Source organism: Massilia litorea (genome assembly GCF_015101885.1).
In the GTDB taxonomy this organism is placed as follows: Bacteria; Pseudomonadota; Gammaproteobacteria; order Burkholderiales; family Burkholderiaceae_D; genus Telluria; species Telluria litorea.
In genome coordinates this window covers 4,513,517-4,531,612 of record NZ_CP062941.1, presented here as the reverse complement: position 1 = coordinate 4,531,612, position 18,096 = coordinate 4,513,517, and the positions used below count along the sequence as shown (strand labels likewise).

Below are 18,096 nucleotides of genomic sequence, written 5' to 3'. Positions count from 1 at the left end.
CATGGACAAGAAAACCGATCAGCTTGCCGATGCAGGCGTGGCCAGCTTTGATATTTCCGGTATGACATGCGCCTCCTGCGTCGCGCGTGTCGAGAAAGCGATACGTGCGGTGCCCGGGGTGCTCGATGCCGGCGTCAACCTGGCGACCGAACGGGCCAGCGTGCGCGGGTCGGCGGCGCCCGATGCCGTGCTGGCGGCCGTGCGCAAGGCCGGCTATGAGGGCAGCGTGACGCCCGCCGCCAGGCCGGCGGCAGGCGCCAGGACCGCGCCGGCCTGGTGGCCGCTGGCGTTCGCGCTGCTGTTCACCGCGCCCCTGGCGGCGCCGATGCTGGGCCATCTGGTGGGCCGCGACTGGTCGCTGCCGGGCGCGCTGCAATGGCTGCTGGCCACACCGGTGCAGTTCTGGCTCGGCGCGCGCTTCTACCGGGCCGGCTGGAAAGCGCTGCGCGCCGGCAGCGGCAACATGGACCTGCTGGTGGCGATCGGCACCAGCGCGGCGTACGGACTGTCGGTCTGGCTGCTGGCAAGGGGCGGCGGACCCGGCAGCGCGCACCTCTATTTCGAATCGTCGGCGACCGTCATCACCCTGGTCCTGCTCGGCAAATGGCTCGAGGCCCGCGCCAAGGGGCAGACGGTGGAAGCGATCCGCGCGCTCGAAGCGCTGCGCGCGAGCGAAGCCATCGTGCGCCGCGGCGGCGTCGACACCGCGATTGCGCTCGACAGCTTGCGCGTCGGCGACGTGCTGGTCGTGCGTCCCGGCGCGCGCGTCGCCGCCGACGGGCGCGTGCTCGATGGCCGCAGCCACCTCGACGAGTCGCTGCTGACCGGGGAAAGCCTGCCGCAGGCGAAAGGCCCGGGCGCGCGCGTGACGGGCGGTGCCGTGAATGGCGAAGGCCTGCTGCTGGTCGAGGTGACGGCGGTCGGGGCCGAGACCATGCTCTCGAAAATCATCCGCCAGGTCGAGGACGCGCAGGCCGTCAAGGCGCCGGTGCAGCGCCTGGTCGACCGCGTCAGCGCGCTGTTCGTGCCGGTCGTGCTGCTCATTTCGCTGCTGACCCTGCTCGGCTGGGGCCTGGCCACCGGCGACTGGCAGGCGGCCCTGCTCAATGCGGTGGCGGTGCAGGTGATCGCCTGTCCCTGCGCGCTCGGGCTCGCGACGCCGACCGCGATCATGGTCGGCACCGGGGCCGCCGCGCGCCACGGCATCCTGATCCGCGACGCCGAAGCACTGGAGCGGGCGCACGCCGTCGACACGGTCGTGTTCGACAAGACCGGCACCCTGACCGAAGGCCGGCCGCGGGTCGTTGCGGTCGAGGGCCATGATGCGCGAGCGGTGGCGACCCTGGCCGCGGCGGTGCAGCAGCACAGCGAACATCCGCTGGCGCATGCGGTCGCCGGCCACGTACGGGAACAGGGCCTGCCGATACCGCTGGCCGGCGCGGCGCGTGCCTTGCCGGGGCGCGGCGTGCAGGCCGAGGTCGACGGCGCGACCGTCTATCTCGGCAACGCGCGCCTGATGGAGGAGCTGAACGCCGATACCGATGCCTGGCGCGCCGCCGCCGACCGGTACGAGGCCGACGGACGCACGGTGTCGTGGCTGGCAAAGGGCACGCAGGGCGGGCAGGGCGCACCCGAGGTCCTGGGCCTGCTCGCGTTCGGCGACCGCATCAAGGAAGGCGCTGTGGAGGCCGTCGCGCGCCTGAAAGCGATGGGTGTGACGCCCATGATGCTAACCGGCGACAATGCGGGGGCGGCGCGGGCCGTGGCCGAAGCGCTCGGCATCGCGCGCTACACGGCCCGGGTGCTGCCCGGCGAAAAGGCCGAGGCCGTGCGTGCGGCCATCGCGGCCGGCGGCACGGTGGCGATGGTCGGCGACGGCATCAACGACGCGCCGGCGCTGGCGGCGGCCGACGTCGGCATTGCGATGGCCGGCGGCACGGACGTCGCCATGCACACCGCCGGCATCACCCTGATGCGCGGCGATCCGCGCCTGGTGGCCGATGCCATCGCGGTCTCGCAGCGCACCTGGAGCAAGATCCGCCAGAACCTGGGCTGGGCCTTCGTGTACAACCTGGTCGGCATCCCGCTGGCCGCCTGCGGCCTGCTCAACCCGATGCTGGCCGGCGCCGCGATGGCGCTCAGTTCGGTGAGCGTGGTCGCCAACGCGCTGCTGCTGCGCGGCTGGCGGCCGGCGCCGACGAATCTTAAAACCGCCGGCACGCAGTTTGAGCGTGCGGCACCCCAATCGACAGGAGAAAAAACGATGTATGAACTGACTGTGGAAGGCATGAGCTGCGGCCACTGCGTGGGCCGCGTGACGAAAACCGTGCAGGCACTGGACGCCGGCGCGAAGGTGGACATCGACCTGGCCAGCAAGAAGGTGCGGATCGACAGCCGCGCGGAGCTGGAGCGGATCGCGGCGGCGATCGACGAAGCCGGCTATCCGGTGACGGCGCGCTCGGCGGCGTAAGGGCGGCTAGCGCATCGCCGAGCGCAGGGCGGCGGCCTCGAAATACACCCGCGTGATCGCGGGGTCGAATTCCTCCACCGCGCGCTCGAGCCGGGCGATCGCCACGTCGACCTCGTCGATGCGCATGCCGCGCCTGAAGCGCACGGCCGCCGTCAGCAGCACGTCCTGCGGCCCCAGCTGCATCGTCATCAGCTGGCCGACGCTCTCGATGGCCGGGTCGGCGCGAAACAGTTCCTTCAGCTTGCCGGTCTGTTCGACGCCGACGCTTTCGCCCAGCAGCAGGGCGCCGGTCTCGCGCGCCAGCGTGAAGGAAGCGCCCACCAGCAGCAGGCCGATCGCGATCGAGGCGGCGGGATCGATATACACGTTGTCGAACAGGTGGCCCAGGAAAATGCCGGCCGCCGCCACCACGATGCCGATCAGCGCCGCCGTATCCTCGATGAAGACCGTGAAGGTCGACGCGTCCTTGCTCGCCTTGACCGTCTGCCAGAGCGAGGCGCCGGGACGGCGCTTGCCGTTCAGTGCGCGGCGAGATACGTTCCAGCTGTATCCTTCGAAAAGAAAGGCGACGCCCAGCACGACATAGTTCCAGGTGGGGTCGGTCAGCGCTTCCGGCGCGCGCAGGCTCTGGATGCCGTGGTAGATCGACAGCCCGCCGCCCAGCGAAAACACGGACAGCGCGACGACCAGCGCCCAGAAGTACACGGCCTTGCCGTAGCCGAAGGGATGGCGCGCGTCCGGTTTCCTGGCGCTGATCTTTTCGCCGATGAGCAGCAGCAGCTCGTTGCCGGTATCAACCGCCGAGTGGATGCCTTCGGCGAGCATCGCGGCGCTGCCGGTGAACGCGGCGACGACGAACTTGGCGGCGGCGATGCCGAGGTTGGCGACGATGGCGGCATAGATCACCTTTTTGCTGTCGGTGGCGGGCTTGGTGTCGTTATCGGTTTCGTTCATTCGTTTCGTTCATTGTTTTCGGTCGTGTTCGAACAGGAGGTCAGCTTGGTGTCCAGTCTAGCGAATTCGCCGTTTTCACCGGGCACGGCTGCGCCATGAGCGTCCGCAACCTGAATAAACTGTTCGCGCCGCGCTCGGTGGCGCTGATCGGCGCCTCGAACCGTCCCGGCAGCCTGGGCACCACGCTGCTGCACAACCTGATGGCAGGCGGCTTTCGCGGCAGCATCCACCCGGTCAATCCGAACTACACCGAACTGGCCGGACTGCCCACCGTGGCCAGCGTGGCGGACCTGGCGGCCGCGCCCGACCTGGCCGTGATCTGCACCCCGCCGGCAACGCTGCCGACGATCATCCGCCAGCTGGGCGAAAAAGGGACGCGCGCGGCCATCGTGCTCAGCGCCGGCCTGGCCGAGGCCCGCGACGAGCGCGGCCGCTCCCTGAAGCAGGCCATGCTCGATGCGGCCAATCCCTATTTGCTGCGCATCCTCGGGCCGAACAGTGCGGGCCTGCTGGCGCCCGGCCTGGGCCTGAACGCCAGCGTCGCCAATAGCGGCGCGCTGCCTGGACGGATTGCCTTCGTTTCGCAATCGGGCGCGCTGATGACCGGGGTGCTCGACCGGGCACGCTCGCGCGGGATCGGCTTCTCGCATTTCATTGCGCTCGGCGATTCGAGCGACGTCGACCTCGGCGACGTGCTCGACTACCTGGCCAGCGATGGCGGAACCAGCTCGATCCTGCTCTATGTGGAACACCTGCGCTATGCCCGTAAATTCATGTCGGCCGCGCGCGCGGCGGCACGCAGCAAGCCGACCCTGGTGCTGAAGGCCGGGCGCGCCGGTGCCGCAAGGTTCGGCCAGCCCCGCGCCGCCGCCAGCGAGAGCGGGGCGCTGGCGGGCATGGACGACGTGTTCGACGCGGCGATCCGGCGCGCCGGCATGCTGCGTGTGTTCACCACCGAGCAGCTGTTCGCAGCGGTCGAGACCCTCGCGCACGCAAGACCGCTGCACGGCGAGCGCCTGGCGATCCTCGCCAACGGCGTCGGTCCCGGCGTGCTCGCCTTCGACGCCCTGGTCTGCGGCGGCGGCGTCGCCGCGACCCTGGCGCCGGCGACGATCGAGCGCCTGGCCGCCGTGTTGCCGCGCCGGGTCGCGCATGCCAATCCGGTCAACCTGCACGGCGACGCCGAACCCGAACGCTACCGCCAGGCGCTCGAGATCCTGCTGCAGGACCCGAACGCCGACGCCGTGCTGGTCGTGCACGCGCCGACCGCCACCGTCGACAGCGCCGACGTCGCGCGCGCGATCGCGCCGCTGGCGAAAGGCGCCTCGCGCAACGTCCTCTCGTGCTGGCTGGGCGGCGACTCGGTCCTCGAGGCGCGCGAGATTGCATCCAGCGCCGGCATGCCGACCTTCGACACGCCCGAAGACGCGGTCGCGGGCTTCCTGCAGATCGTCCACTACCGCCAGAACCAGAACCTCTTGATGCAGGTACCGCCCTCGGTCTCGAGCATCGCCGCCAGCGAACGGGGCATGGCGCGCGCGCTGGTGCGCGAAGCGCTGGCCGCGGGCCGCTACCTGCTGTCCGACCCCGAGACCAAGGCGATCCTGCGTGCCTACGGCATGGCGCTGGTCGAGACGCGCGCGGCCCAGACCGTCGACGACGCGGTGGCCGCCGCGCGCAGCATCGGCTTTCCAGTGGCCGTCAAGATCCTCTCGCCGGACGTGATGCACAAGTCGGACGTCGGCGGCGTGGCGCTCGACCTCGACTCCGAACAGGCGGTGCGCGCCGCCGCCCAGCGCGTGCGCAAGCGCCTCGGCGAGATGCGCCCGGATGCGCGCTTCGAGGGCTTTTCGGTGCAGGCGATGGCGCGCAGGCCGGAAGGGCATGAGCTGATCCTGGGCGCGGCGACCGACCCGGTGTTCGGGCCGGTGATCCTGTTCGGCCAGGGCGGCATCGCGGCGCAGGTGGCGGACGACCACGCGGTGGCGCTGCCGCCGCTGAACGCGGTGCTGGCGCGCGAGATGATCGACCGCACGCGGGTGGCGCGGCTGCTGGCCGGCTACCGCAACCGGCCGCCGGCCGACATGGATGCGATCGTCGCGACCCTGGTGCAGGTCTCGCGCCTGGTGTGCGACATCCCGGAAATCGTCGAACTCGACATCAACCCGCTGCTGGCCGACGCCAATGGCGCCATCGTGCTCGACGCCCGCATGCGCCTGGCGCTGGCCGACCGTTCCGGCAGCACCCTCGACCGCCTCGCGATCCGGCCCTATCCGCGCGAACTGGAAGAGACCATCGACTGGTGCGGCGCGCCGCTGCTGCTGCGGCCGGTGCGGCCCGAGGACGGGCCGGCCCACCTGCGGCTGTTCGACGCGCTGACGCCGGACGACGTGCGCTACCGGATGTTCGTGCGCGTGCGCGAACTGCAGCCCTCGCAGCTGGCGCGCTTCACCCAGATCGACTACGACCGCGAGATGGCCTTCATCGCAACCAGGACCGGGCCGGACGGGTTGCCCGAGACGCTTGGGGTAGGGCGCGTGGTGGCCGACCCGGACAACGTCAGCGCCGAGTTCGCGGTGACGGTGCGCTCGGACCTGAAAGGGCATGGCCTGGGCCGGATCCTGATGCAGAAGCTGATCGATTACTGCCGGGTGCGCGGCACCCGCGAGATCGTCGGCGAGGTCCTGCCGCAGAACAGCCGCATGATCGCCCTGGTGCGCAAGCTCGGCTTCACGGTCTCGCCCTCGGGCGAGGAGGGCGTGCGCAAGCTGACGCTGACGCTGCGCTGACGCAGCCTGGAACTCAGCGCCGGAAGCGCACGTCCTCGCTGACCACCTTCGCATCGCCCTTCGGCTTCTTCGGCTTTTTAGGTTTCTTGACCACCTGGCCGCTGGCATTCGTCTCCGGCACCCGGTGATCGGGCGCGAAGCCGGGTTCCTCGACCCGTTGCAGGGTCTGCCCGGTCAGCTGCTCGATGGCCGCCAGCTGGTTGACTTCGTCGGCGCAGACCAGCGACACCGCCTCGCCGGAGGCGCCGGCCCGCCCCGTGCGCCCGGTACGGTGCACATAATCCTCGGCCACGATCGGCAGGTCGACGTTCACCACCACCGGCAGGTCGTCGATGTCGAGCCCGCGCGCGGCGACATCGGTCGCCACCAGGATCCGGACCTCGCCCGCCTTGAAGCGCTCGAGCGCGCGCAGGCGCGCCGGCTGCGGCTTGTCGCCGTGGATCGAATCGGCATCGATGCGTTTCGCCGCCAGCAGCTCGACCAGTTCGTCGACCCCGCGCCGGGTCTTGACGAAGGCCAGCACCTGGCCCCAGCCGTGCTGCTTGAGCAGGTGCAGGAAGAGTTCGGGCTTGCGCTTCTTGTCGACCGGCACTACCCACTGTTTGATGGCCTTGACCGTCGTGTTGCGCGGCGCCGTCTCGATCCGGACCGGGTCGCGCAGCAGCCTGTTGCCCAGCGCCCGGATCGGATCCGAGAAGGTCGCCGAGAACAGCAGGGTCTGGCGTGTCTTCGGCAGGGCGGCCAGGATCTGGTCGAGTTCGCGTGAAAAGCCGAGGTCGAGCATGCGGTCCGCTTCGTCCAGCACCAGCATCGTCACGCCGTTCAGTTTCAGGGCATTCTGGCGCTCCAGGTCGAGCAGGCGGCCGGGCGTGGCGACCAGCAGGTCGACGCCTTTACGCAGGTGCATCATCTGCGGATTGATGCTGACCCCGCCATAGGCCACCATGGTGCGCAGGGGCAGGCCGGCGCTGTAGGCCTTGACGCTCTCGTGCACCTGCTCGGCCAGTTCGCGCGTGGGCACCAGCACCAGGGCGCGCGCCGCGTTGGGGGACAGCTGGCCTTTCATGGCCAGGCGCTGGATCAGCGGCAGGGCGAAGCCGGCCGTCTTGCCGGTACCGGTCTGGGCCGCGGCCATGACGTCGCGTCCGGCCAGGACGGCGGGAATGGCCTGCGACTGGACCGGGGTCGGTGTGCTGTAGCCGAGCGTAGCGAGGGTGCCTGCGATCTGGTCGATCAGGCCGAGCGAGGAAAACGACATGTGAACCTTGGACAAATGAACAGCCGCCAGTTTACCTCGCACGGCGCCGCGGCGGACAATTTGATGCGCCCAGTCCCGCTAGTAGTCGATGAAGCAGACGATGGGCGTAAGGGTAAGGGCGGCGATCGGCTTGACCGGTTCCTGGCGGCCCTTGCAGGCACTGGCCAGCAAGCAGGCAAGGGCAACGGCGCCGAAGCGCAGGGCACGCTTGGTCATGGCGGTTCCTCCTTCTCCTCCATGATAGCGAGCTTTCGGTTCGGTGCGCGCACGGCGAGGCATCTTCGATCCGTGCAGAAAGTGATAGGGGAAGTTGTAAATGTGTGTTGCAGCGAACAAAGATTTTGCATTGCAAATGATAAAGTTCGTCCGACATCACCATGAGAGGACCCATCATGAAATCCCCGCTCCGTTCCCTGTTCCTCGGCGCCGCACTGGTTGCCGCCGCCCTTCCTGCGCTGGCGCAGACCAACGTCAGCATCAATATCGGCCAGCCCGGCTTCTACGGCCGCATCGATCTCGGCGATTTCGCCCAGCGCCCGGTCGTCTACACCGAGCAGCCGATCATCGTGCGCGAAGTGCGCCACGTGCGCAGCGAACCGGTCTACCTGCGCGTGCCGCCGCGGCACCGCCATGAGTGGTCGCGCTACTGCGGCCGCTACGACGCCTGCGGCCGTCCGGTGATGTTCGTGCGCGACGACTGGTACACGAATACCTATGCGCCGCGCTACCGCGAGCGCCACTATGAGCAGCGTCCGGTCGTGCGCGAAGTGCGCGAGGTGCGCTATGTCGAGGAGCGCCGTGACGATGACGACCGCTACGACAAGCACGACAAGCACGACAAGCACGACAAGCACGGCAACGGTCATGGCAACGGCCACGGAAAAGGCCACGGCCGCGGCCACGGCGACTGAAGCCGCTGCCCGTCCTCCGGCGCGGCCATTGCCGCGCACGCCGTTTCTCCTCCGGGTGTACACTTGCCATGTAGCCAATACGCGGCACCGCCGCCGGCGCAACGAATGGAGGATGGCTTGCAAAGCGAAATCGTCATCGTAGGTGGAGGAGCGGGCGGACTGGAGCTGGCCTGCAAACTGGGGCGCAAGCTGGGTCCCGCCAGGGTCATGCTGGTCGACACCCGCCTGTACCACATCTGGAAGCCCTCGCTGCACGAGGTGGCGGCCGGCACCCTCGACATCCACCAGGAGGGCCTCTCTTACCAGATGCTGGCCCACGATAACGGTTTCACCTTCATCTACGGCCCGATGACGGCGCTCGACCACGTGGCGCGCCGGATCACCGTCGGCGCCGTGCGCGCGCTCGATGGCGAAGACGTGCTTCACGAACGCCACATCGATTACGGCTCGCTCGTCATCGCGGTCGGCAGCACTTCGAATTATTTCGGCGTGCCCGGCGCGCGCGAACACACGATTTCCCTGAACGCCACCGAGGACGCCGAGCGCTTCCGCCTGCGCATGCTGCGCCTGATGGCGGTCGCCGAGCAGGCGCGGGAGGAACGCAAGGACGCCGAGGCGGCCCTCGACGTCGTCATCATCGGCGGCGGCGCCACCGGCGTCGAACTGGCGGCCGAACTGCGCGAGGCCTCGGGCGTGTATGCCACTTACGGGTTCTCGCGCCTGCAGGTCAAGCGCGACGTGCGCATCACCCTGCTCGAGGGCGCGCCGCGCATCCTGGCGCCGCTGCCGGAACGGGTCTCGAATGCGGCCCTGAAACTGCTGGACGAACGCGGCATCCGCGTCGTCAACAACTGCCGCGTGACGAAGATCGAGGCCGACCGCGTGCTCGATCACGACGGCCATGTCTATCCGGCCAGCCTGTGCGTCTGGGCAGCGGGCATCCGCGCGCCCGAATTCCTCGGCACGCTCGGCCTGCCGGTCAACAAGGGCGGCCAGATCGAAGTCGACGGGCAACTGCGTGTGAAGGGCGTTCCCGGCGTGTACGCGCTGGGCGACTGCGCCGCCTGCATCGACGCCGCGGGCAAGCCGGTCCCGCCGCGCGCCCAGGCGGCGCACCAGCAGGCCGACTACCTGCTGAAGGAATTCGTGCGGCGCGCGGCCGGCAAGCCGCACAATGACAAGCCGTATCAGTACCGGGATTATGGTTCGCTGGTCTCGCTCGGCAAGACCACCAGCGTCGGCAGCCTGATGGGTTCGCTGAGCGGCGCCAGCTGGTTCGTCGAAGGCATGGTCGGGCGCGTGATGTACACGAGCCTGCACCTGATGCACCACCAGGCTGTGCTGGGGGCGATGCGGACCGGGGTGCTGGCGATTGCGCGGTTCCTGATTCGCAGGACGACGCCACTGGTCAAGTTGCATTGAGCGGTGCGGTGCGCATTGGTACGTAAAACGCGTGGGCATGCCCACCCTACGGTGGCGCTGGCGTAACGTAGGGTGGGCATGCCCACGCGTTTACGGGCCGTGAAACGCCCGGACAATCTTACCCGGCCCGATGCCTCGGCAAAATCATGGTCAAGGCCGTCCCGCCCCCGTCCAACTGCATCAAGGTCACGCTCCCCCCCAGCGCCCGCGCCCGTTCGCGCAGCAGGCGCAGCCCATGGCAACGCAGCGACTCCGGCACCGGCGGCTGGCGCAGGCCCACGCCGTCGTCGCGCACGGTCAGCATCAGTTGCTCGCCATCGTCGTCGAGGATCACGTCCACCGAACCGGCCTTCGCATGGTGCAAGGCGTTGCGCAAGCCTTCCTCGGCACAGCGCAGCAGCGCCACGCCCTGTTCGCGCGGGTAGGCGTCGTCGTCGTCCGGCAGGCTGACGCGCGCCGTGACGCCGTGCTCCTGGCCAAACTCGGCCACGAGTTCAGCGAGTGCCGCCTTGATCCCCAAAAACTCGAGCTTGTCGTTCCACAGCCCCAGCTGCACTGTGCGGTTGGTCTCGATGATGCCGTTGAGTAGTGTCTTCATCTGGCCCGCGCGTTCGAGGGCCTTGGGGTCGCTCAGGCCCTTCGACAGCAGGCCCAGGTGCATCGTCAGCGCCGTCATCGACGAGCCCAGGCTGTCGTGCAGTTTGCGTGCCAGCAGGCGCCGCTCGTCGTCCCAGCAACTCATCAGGTGGGCGACCAGTTCGGTCAGTGCGGCGGTGCGTTCGGCAACCAGCCGTTCCAGGTCCGGGTCGAGGTGATGCGGGTCCGGTGCGGTCATCGTGGGCTCGGTTGAATGTTTCCCAAATCATACAACAGCTTCGCACCGGAAGTGCGCACGCCGGCGCATCGGCATCCGCGCCTGCGTGCGCTGCCGTACAGTACGGCGCGCCGTTTCGGACGATGCTGGAGCCCTGGATGCATTACCAAATACACAAACTTTTCAGGGAGTTCTCATGGCCAAACCAAACGGAAGCATCGACGCAATCGAGCTGCTGACCCAGCAACACCGCGAAGTCAAGGAAATGTTCGACCGCTTCGAGAACATGACCGACCGCGCCAAGGTCAGCAAGAAAAAGCTTGCCGACGAGATCTGCAATGCGCTGATCATGCACACGACGATCGAGGAAGAGATTTATTACCCGGCCACCCGCGAAGCGAGCGAAGAAACGGAAGACATGGTCGATGAGGCCGTCGTCGAGCACGCCTCGGCCAAGGACCTGATCGCCCAGATCATGGAAATGGACCCGGGCGACGACCTGTACGACGCCAAGGTCAAGGTGCTGGGCGAGCTGGTCGAGCACCACGTCAAGGAAGAGGAAGAAGAGATGTTCCCGAAGACGCGCGAGCTGAAGCTGGACCTGGAAGCGCTGGGCCAGGAAATGAAGGCGCGCCAGCAGGAGATCGAAGCCGCACAATAAGCGAGCCCCGCAGCCGGTGCCGGATGGCGGCCGCCGCGCCGCCACGGCCGCCACGGCCGCCACAGGACGAAAAAAAGCCGCACAGTGTACTGTGCGGCTTTTTTATTCGCGCGCTGCCTGATCAGCCGGCGGCAGTGGGCAGCGGCGCCGGCTCGCCCAGCGCGCCGAGCAATTGGGCGATGTCGACCGGTTTCACCAGGTGCATGTCGAAACCCGCTTCCAGCACGCGGCGCTGGTCTTCGGCCAGGCCGTAGCCGGTGAGGGCGATCAGGCGCATGGCGGAGGTTGCCGGATTGGCGCGCAGGCGGCGTGCGACCTCGTAGCCGTCGATGCCGGGCAGGCCGATGTCGACCAGGGCGACGTTCGGCAGGTGGGCGGTGGCCAGCGCCACGCCGTCCAGGCCGTCGGCCGATTGCAGCACCGGGTAGCCATACACGTCGAGCATGGTCGCCATCATTTCGCGGCCGTCCTCGTTGTCTTCGATCAGCAGGACCGCCGGCTTGCCGGCCGCCTCGGCAGGCTGGGCGGCATGCGGCGTCGCCGCGGCCTCCGGCGCCTGAGCGCGCGGCAGGCGGATGGTGAAGGCGCTGCCTTCGCTGGCGCCGCCGCTGGTGGCGCTGACGCTGCCGCCATGCAGCTCGACCAGGCGCCGCACCAGCGACAGCCCGATCCCCAGGCCGCCTTGTGCGCGGTCCAGGCTGATCGAGCCCTGCACGAAGACGTCGAACACGTGCGGCAGCAGGTCGGGGGCGATGCCCACGCCGGTGTCGCGCACCGTCAGCAGCACTTCCTCGCCTTCGAGGCCGATCGTGATGTCGATGGTGCCGCCGGCCGGCGTGTACTTCAGGGCATTGTCGATCAGGTTGGTCGCAACCTGTTCCAGGCGCGTCGGGTCGCCGTCGACCCAGTTCGGCGCCAGGTCGACGTTGATGCGGTAGCCGCCGGTGCGGCCGGTGGCGCGGAAGGTGTCGAGGCAGGCGCCGACCAGGCTGGCCATGTCGACCGGTTTCCTGGCCAGCAGGATCTTGCCCGACATCGCGCGCGACAGGTCGAGCAGGTCGTCGACGATGCGCGACAAATGCTGGGTCTGGCGCTGGATGATCTGGCGCGCCCTGGAGGCCATCTCGGCGTGCGCGCCCGGCATGTCGATCAGCGCGGCGGCGCTGCTGATTGCCGACAGCGGATTGCGCAGCTCATGGCCCAGCATGGCGAGGAATTCGTCCTTGGCGTGGCTCTTGCGCTCGGCCGCCTGGCGCTCCTCGATCTCGCTCATCAGGCGCTCGTTGGTGGCGGTCAGCTCGAGCGTGCGCTGGGACAGCTTTTCGGTCTGGCGGCGCAGCTGCTCGTTCTTGTTGGCCAGGGCCACGAACACCGAGACCTTGGCGTGCAGGATCTGCGGGATGACCGGCGTGAACAGGAAGTCGGCGGCGCCGCGCTGGTAGGCCTTCAGGCGGTCGATCTCGTCGGCCAGGAAGGCAGTCACGAAGATGATCGGGATGTCGGCGGAGCGGGCGCGCTGGTGGATCGCCTCGGCCGTCTCGAAGCCGTCCATGCCGGGCATGTTGACGTCGAGGATGATGACGGCGAAGTCATGCAACAGCACCTGGCGCAGCGCTTCCTGGCCGGAGCGCGCGGCCAGGACCGTATAGCCGGTCTCGTCGGCCCATTGGTCCAGCAGGCTGGTGAGGGCCAGCAGGCTGGCCGCATCGTCATTGACGACCAGAATCTTTGGTTTGTCGGTAGTTGGCACGTCGTTCCTGCTGCGTTCGTCGTAATGGGCCAGATTTCTGCGGGACTGAAAGGATAGCAGAGCGCCTGTGTTTTCCAAAGTAAAGACACAATTGAAGCGAACGAATGATAGCACGGCAATTTATCGTGTTTATGGGCAATCGCCCCGCAATCGTGCGCAGTGTTGCGTGTTCGCCAGCGCACATACTGCTTCAGGCGTCCATGCGATAGTGGACGCGACTCCCGGCGACACATCGCCCCGGGGACAGGCTGCTTACTTGAGAGGACAAAAAATGAACATGAACACGATTGTTACCGAGCAGTACCAGGGCAAATCGCTCCACGAACTGGTCGATAGTCCGCTGACCGCCCTGTGCGGGATCGGGGAGAAAGAGGCGAAGGCGCTCGCCGACGCGTTCAACGTGACCACCATTGGCCAGCTGGCCCGGCACCAGGTGATTGCCAATGCGTTCGCCATCGAGATGATGGCGGCTCCCGGCTCGCTGTCGGCGTCCGAAACGGCCAAGGAAACCCTGCTCGACGACGCCGTCGAGATGACCTTCCCGGCCAGCGACCCGATCTCGGTGGACGCCGGCATCACGCGCATCGAAGTGGCGCCGGAAAAGGTGGAAGCCGCGCGCGACCACCAGGGCGCCGGCGCGATCGCCGCGCACAATGAAGAAGCCTGCGGGCACGCCAATGTCGGCACTGCGCAGACGTCGAAGGATGTCGGGACGGCTTGATTCGGGAACGGTCCTGGGGCATACGCCTGCTATAACGCGGGTGTATGCCCTTATCGTTTGCGGCGAAATACCGAAGGCCGACAACAAGATCGATGCGATCGTGGAATGCAAACAGGCCCAATCCGATGCGACGGATTGGGCCTTTATTGTTTGCGTACTCCCTACCTGTGCGGCACCAGCTCCGGTGCCGGCTGCTTGGTCGGCGTCTTGATCGCCTGCTGCGGCTTGCTGCCCGTCGAGCAGTAGCGGTTCTTGCCCGCGCGCTTCGCTTCGTACAGGGCGTAGTCGGCGATGCTGATCAGGGCGTCGACCGATTCGGCGTCGTCCGGATAAATGCTGATGCCGATCGAGGTCGACAGGCGCAGCGTCAGGTCGTTGATGAAGAAGGGCTCGCATAGCGCCTCGACCAGTTTCGCGGCCGGGCCCTGGGCGTCGGCCAGGCTGTGGATGTCGCCCAGCACGACCATGAATTCGTCGCCGCCGAGACGCGCGACCGTGTCTTCCTTGCGCGACGAAGCGAGCAGGCGCTGCGAGACCATTTTCAGGATCTCGTCGCCATACGCGTGGCCATAGGTGTCGTTGATCGCCTTGAAGCCGTCCAGGTCCAGGTACATGATCGCGGCCTTGGCATGGCTGCGGTTCGCGTGCTGCAGGGCAGTCTCGATGCGGTCTTCCAGCAGGCGCCGGTTCGGCAGGCCGGTGAGGGCGTCGTGCAGGGCCAGTTCCTGCTGGGCGCGGCTGTATTGGGCCAGTTCCTTGTAGAGCAGGCGTACTTCCAGCATGTTGTGGATGCGCTTGTGCACCTCGAGCAGGTCGAACGGCTTGCTGATGAAGTCGCGCGCACCTGCTTCCAGGGCCGCGATCTTGAAACTCGGCTGGGCGGTCAGGGCGAGCACCGGCAGGTAGCCGCCTTTCTCGATTTCCTTCAGGCTCTTCATGACCTGGAAACCGTTCAGCCCCGGCATTTGCAGGTCGAGCAGGATGAGGTCGTAATTGTGCTCGCGATGCAGCGGGCAGACCTGCTCCGGCTCCATGGTCGAGCTGACGTTGGCGTAGCCCTCCTCGCGCAATATCTCTTCCATCAATTCGATATTGTCTGGCGAGTCGTCTACGACCAGGATCTTGGCGTTCAAAATTTCTTGTCTGCTCGGCATGCTTCTTCTCGTCGAAATAGGTACTGGATGGAAACAAATTTCATTCAAGTAATCCAACTTTCCCACTTCAAGTAGTGTAGCAAAAGGCTCTAAAATTTCTTGTAGGACAGCGCCGCGTCCGATAGTAGGAACTTCATTATCGTTTTCGGTTACCCGTCGAACGTACTAGCGAACCGACGACATCGATCAATTCGCTCGGCTCGACCGGCTTCGAAATATGGGAACTGAAGCCCGCTTCCAGGGCCCGCAAGCGGTCTTCGGAACGGGCAAAGGCGGTCAGGGCCACGGCCGGCAGCAGGCCGCCGCGGTCGCGCGGGAGGGCCCGTACCCACGACAATAACTCGAAACCGTCGACTTCAGGCATGCCGAGGTCGCTGATCAGGAGGTCCGGCATCTCGAGCTGCAGGGCGGAGAACGCTTCGCGCGCGCTGGCGGCGATGCGCACTTTGGCGTGGCAGTCGGTCAGGATGCGGGCGATCAGCTCGCGCGCGTCGCGGTCGTCGTCGACCACCAGCACCGAGGCGCCGTTCAGGTCGCGCAGCGTCAGGTCGGGCGCGGCCGGCGGCGGAGTACTGCCGAGAATCATGCTGGCGCGGCGCTCGGCGCGGGTTTGTGCCTTGGCCAGCGGCAGTTCGAACGAGAAGCTCGAGCCCAGTCCTTCGCCCGGGCTCTCGGCGCGCACGGTGCCGCCGTGCTGCTCGATCAGGTGCTTGACGATGGCCAGGCCCAGCCCGAGGCCGCCGTGGCGGCGCGTCATCGAGGCGTCGGCCTGGCGGAAGCGCTCGAACACATGGGTAATGAATTCCGGGCGAATGCCGGCGCCGCTGTCGCGCACCGTGACCACCACCGAACCGTCGCGTCCCTCGAGATCGACGGTGACCAGGCCGTCGCGCGGCGTGAACTTGATCGCATTCGAGAGCAGGTTCCACACCACCTGCTGCAGGCGCGCCGGGTCGCCCGCGACCAGCATGCCGGGATGGACCGCGAAGCGCTTCTCGATGCGGATGTTCTTGGCGTCGGCAGCCGGACGCACGGTCTCGATGGCGGCGTCGAGGAAGCCCTGCGGGTTCAGGGTCTGCATGTCGAGCAGCACCTTGCCCGAAGTAATCCGGCTCATGTCGAGCAGGTCTTCGATCAGTTGGGCCTGGGCGCGCGCATTGCGCTCGATCGTCTGCAGGCCGCGCTGCAGGTCGTTTTCGTCCTTGCCGCCGCGCCGCAGCACCTGAGCCCAGCCGAGGATGGCCGAGAGCGGGGTGCGCAGTTCGTGCGACAGCGTCGCCAGGAATTCGTCCTTCATCTGGCTCGAGCGCTCGGCTTCGGCGCGTGCCTCGCGTTCGCTTTCGAGCAAGATCTTGCGTTCCTCGGCCGCTTGCTGGGCCGCCTCGTACAGCCGGGTATTGTCGAGCGCAACGGCCGCCTGGGCGGCGATCCCGCGCACGATGCGCTCGGTGCGTTCGGTAAACACGCCCGCTTCCGGATGGCCGAAGAACATGGTTCCCAATACTTCGCCGGAGCCGGCCGTGACCGGCACGGCGAGGTAGCTGCGCACCGTCGGCTGGCCCGAGAGCAAACTGAACTGCGTCGGGGTGGGGCCGTAGCGCGGGTCGTCGAGGATATTGCTTGACCGGATCACACCGGCGCCGCGGAAGCTCGGCCCGAACAGGGCGGTCGCCTGCGGCTCGCCGAAACTCTGGAATTCGTTGGCCGTGCCGCCGGACAGGGTATACAAGGAGAACTTCGGCCCCTCGCTCTCCTTGCCGTGGTAAAAGAAGGCGCCGAAGCGGGCGCCGGCAATGCCGCTGGCCGCGTCGGTGGCGACCTGCAGCAGCGAGCGCAGGTCGCGGGTCGATGCCAGCGCGCCGCCGGTGCTGTTGAGCAGCTCGAGCACTTTCGATTCTTCGCGCAGGGCCTGCTCGACGCGCTTGACCTGGTCGACGTCGGTATTCGTGCCGAACCAGCGCACCACTTTGCCGTTGCGGTCGCGCACGGCGTTCACCCGGGTCAGGAACCAGCGGTACTGGCCGTCGGCGCCGCGGATCGGGTATTCCATCTCGAAGGGCGCGCCGCTGCGGATCGAGGCGCGCCAGTGTTCGAGCATGGCGGGCAGGGCGTCCGGCTCGACCGTGTCTTGCCAGCCCCAACCGGCGGCGCTCTCGGCCGTGGTGCCCGTGTACTCGTACCAGCGCTCGTTGAACCAGACGATGGCGCCGTCCGCCTGCGCCATCCAGGCCAGTTGCGGAATCGTGTTGGCGAGCGCGCGCAGGACTTCTTCGCTCTGGCGCAGGCTGTCCTCGGCGTTCTTGCGCGAGGAAATGTCCTGCATCACGCCGGTCATGCCGGTGACGCTGTCGCGCAGGGCGGGATTGGCGTAGTCGGCCCGTCCGACCAGGGCGATCCAGCGCGCCTGGCCGCCGTCGGGCAGCAGCCGGCATTCGATGTTCAGGTCGGTGTGCGAGGCAAAGGCGTGCAGCACCTCGCGGCGTACGGTTTCGCGGTCGGGTTCGTCAAGCCGCGCGCGCAGCTCGGGCCAGGCCAGCGGCTCCTCGGGCGCCAGGCCGAGGATTTCGGCGGCGCGCTCGCCAAGGCTGATGCGGTCGCTCGCCGAATCCCAGCGCCAGTCGCCCAGGCGGCCGGCGGCGAGCGCCACCTGCAGCCGGCTGTTGCCGTCGATCAAGGCTTGCTGGTCGGCGCGGCGCCGCGTGACGTCGTGGAAATACAGGGTCAGGCCGTCGGGCGAGGGGTACATGCGCGCCTCGATCCACACGGCGAGACGGGGATAGAAGAATTCGCGGCTGCCGGTCTGGCGCGACTGCATCGCGCGCTCCATTTCGGTGGCCAGGTTGCTGCCGTTCAGTTCCTCGAACTCGTCCCACAGGCGTTTGCCGAGCAGGCCTTCGCGGGTCTTGTTCAGGGGCGCGAGCAGTTGCAGGGCGCGGCCGTTGACATAGGTGATGCGCCAATCGAAGTCGACCGCGCAGAAGGCGTCGGTCAGGCTTTCCAGCATGTTTTCCATGCGCGCGTTGGCCTGGCGCAGTGCTTCCTTGGCCGCCACCAGCTCGGCCTCGGCTTCGCGGCGCGCGGCCAGCTCCGGGTCGGCATTGCGCAGCGCCGCCGAGCGCATCAGTTCGAGGTCGTCGCGGTTCTCGCTCACGCGGCGCCTCCGTGGACGCAGAAGCGGCGGGGGATCGATTC

Annotated in this window: 13 protein-coding genes; 6 read left to right on the top strand and 7 right to left on the bottom strand. The window is 67.7% G+C overall.

Annotation, left to right across the window (positions count from 1 at the left end; genetic code table 11):
- The first annotated feature begins 1 nt into the window (after position 1).
- A complete protein-coding gene (locus LPB04_RS20260) occupies positions 2-2,470 on the top strand; it encodes a heavy metal translocating P-type ATPase (protein WP_193686262.1) in 2,469 nt (822 codons plus the stop codon).
- Between the two features lie 6 nt (positions 2,471-2,476).
- On the opposite strand, the gene LPB04_RS20255 is transcribed toward LPB04_RS20260, so the two are convergent.
- Positions 2,477-3,424, bottom strand: a complete 948-nt coding sequence (locus tag LPB04_RS20255; protein WP_193686261.1) for a cation diffusion facilitator family transporter — start codon at positions 3,422-3,424, stop codon at positions 2,477-2,479.
- 95 nt (positions 3,425-3,519) lie between these two features.
- Here LPB04_RS20255 and LPB04_RS20250 point away from each other — a divergent pair, with 95 nt between their 5' ends.
- A complete protein-coding gene (locus LPB04_RS20250; protein WP_193686260.1) occupies positions 3,520-6,213 on the top strand; it encodes a bifunctional acetate--CoA ligase family protein/GNAT family N-acetyltransferase in 2,694 nt (897 codons plus the stop codon).
- A gap of 13 nt (positions 6,214-6,226) precedes the next feature.
- On the opposite strand, the gene LPB04_RS20245 is transcribed toward LPB04_RS20250, so the two are convergent.
- On the bottom strand, positions 6,227-7,471 hold the full coding sequence (locus LPB04_RS20245) for a DEAD/DEAH box helicase (RefSeq protein WP_193686259.1): 1,245 nt from the start codon (positions 7,469-7,471) through the stop codon (positions 6,227-6,229).
- A 78-nt stretch (positions 7,472-7,549) separates the two neighbouring features.
- Positions 7,550-7,687 carry a hypothetical protein gene (locus tag LPB04_RS20240; RefSeq protein WP_193686258.1) on the bottom strand — a complete coding sequence of 46 codons (138 nt, stop codon included), beginning with the start codon at positions 7,685-7,687 and terminating at the stop codon, positions 7,550-7,552.
- Positions 7,688-7,863: 176 nt separating this feature from the next.
- On the opposite strand from LPB04_RS20240, the gene LPB04_RS20235 reads away from it, so the two are divergent.
- Together LPB04_RS20235 and LPB04_RS20230 are read left to right on the top strand one after the other, a co-directional pair.
- Positions 7,864-8,382, top strand: coding sequence for a hypothetical protein (locus LPB04_RS20235; protein ID WP_193686257.1), 519 nt, complete (start codon positions 7,864-7,866; stop codon positions 8,380-8,382).
- Positions 8,383-8,499: 117 nt separating this feature from the next.
- On the top strand, positions 8,500-9,804 hold the full coding sequence (locus LPB04_RS20230; protein ID WP_227496505.1) for an NAD(P)/FAD-dependent oxidoreductase: 1,305 nt from the start codon (positions 8,500-8,502) through the stop codon (positions 9,802-9,804).
- A 118-nt stretch (positions 9,805-9,922) separates the two neighbouring features.
- Here the strand turns inward: LPB04_RS20230 and LPB04_RS20225 are convergent, their stop codons facing one another.
- Complete coding sequence (locus tag LPB04_RS20225) at positions 9,923-10,639, bottom strand: sensor histidine kinase (RefSeq protein WP_193686255.1); 717 nt, start codon at positions 10,637-10,639, stop codon at positions 9,923-9,925.
- A gap of 175 nt (positions 10,640-10,814) precedes the next feature.
- On the opposite strand from LPB04_RS20225, the gene LPB04_RS20220 reads away from it, so the two are divergent.
- Positions 10,815-11,279 carry a hemerythrin domain-containing protein gene (locus LPB04_RS20220; RefSeq protein ID WP_193686254.1) on the top strand — a complete coding sequence of 155 codons (465 nt, stop codon included), beginning with the start codon at positions 10,815-10,817 and terminating at the stop codon, positions 11,277-11,279.
- A 121-nt stretch (positions 11,280-11,400) separates the two neighbouring features.
- Here LPB04_RS20220 and LPB04_RS20215 read toward each other — a convergent pair whose 3' ends face one another.
- Entirely contained in the window at positions 11,401-13,029 is a 1,629-nt protein-coding gene (locus LPB04_RS20215) for a response regulator (protein WP_193686253.1), read from the bottom strand.
- Positions 13,030-13,306: 277 nt separating this feature from the next.
- Here LPB04_RS20215 and LPB04_RS20210 point away from each other — a divergent pair, with 277 nt between their 5' ends.
- Positions 13,307-13,750 (top strand): hypothetical protein, encoded by a 444-nt coding sequence (locus LPB04_RS20210; RefSeq protein ID WP_307727260.1) that lies wholly within the window; start codon positions 13,307-13,309, stop codon positions 13,748-13,750.
- Positions 13,751-13,911: 161 nt separating this feature from the next.
- On the opposite strand, the gene LPB04_RS20205 is transcribed toward LPB04_RS20210, so the two are convergent.
- Both LPB04_RS20205 and LPB04_RS20200 read right to left on the bottom strand, forming a co-directional pair.
- Complete coding sequence (locus tag LPB04_RS20205) at positions 13,912-14,904, bottom strand: GGDEF domain-containing response regulator (protein WP_193686252.1); 993 nt, start codon at positions 14,902-14,904, stop codon at positions 13,912-13,914.
- A 136-nt stretch (positions 14,905-15,040) separates the two neighbouring features.
- Positions 15,041-18,055 (bottom strand): ATP-binding protein, encoded by a 3,015-nt coding sequence (locus LPB04_RS20200; RefSeq protein ID WP_227496503.1) that lies wholly within the window; start codon positions 18,053-18,055, stop codon positions 15,041-15,043.
- Between the last annotated feature and the right edge of the window lie 41 nt (positions 18,056-18,096).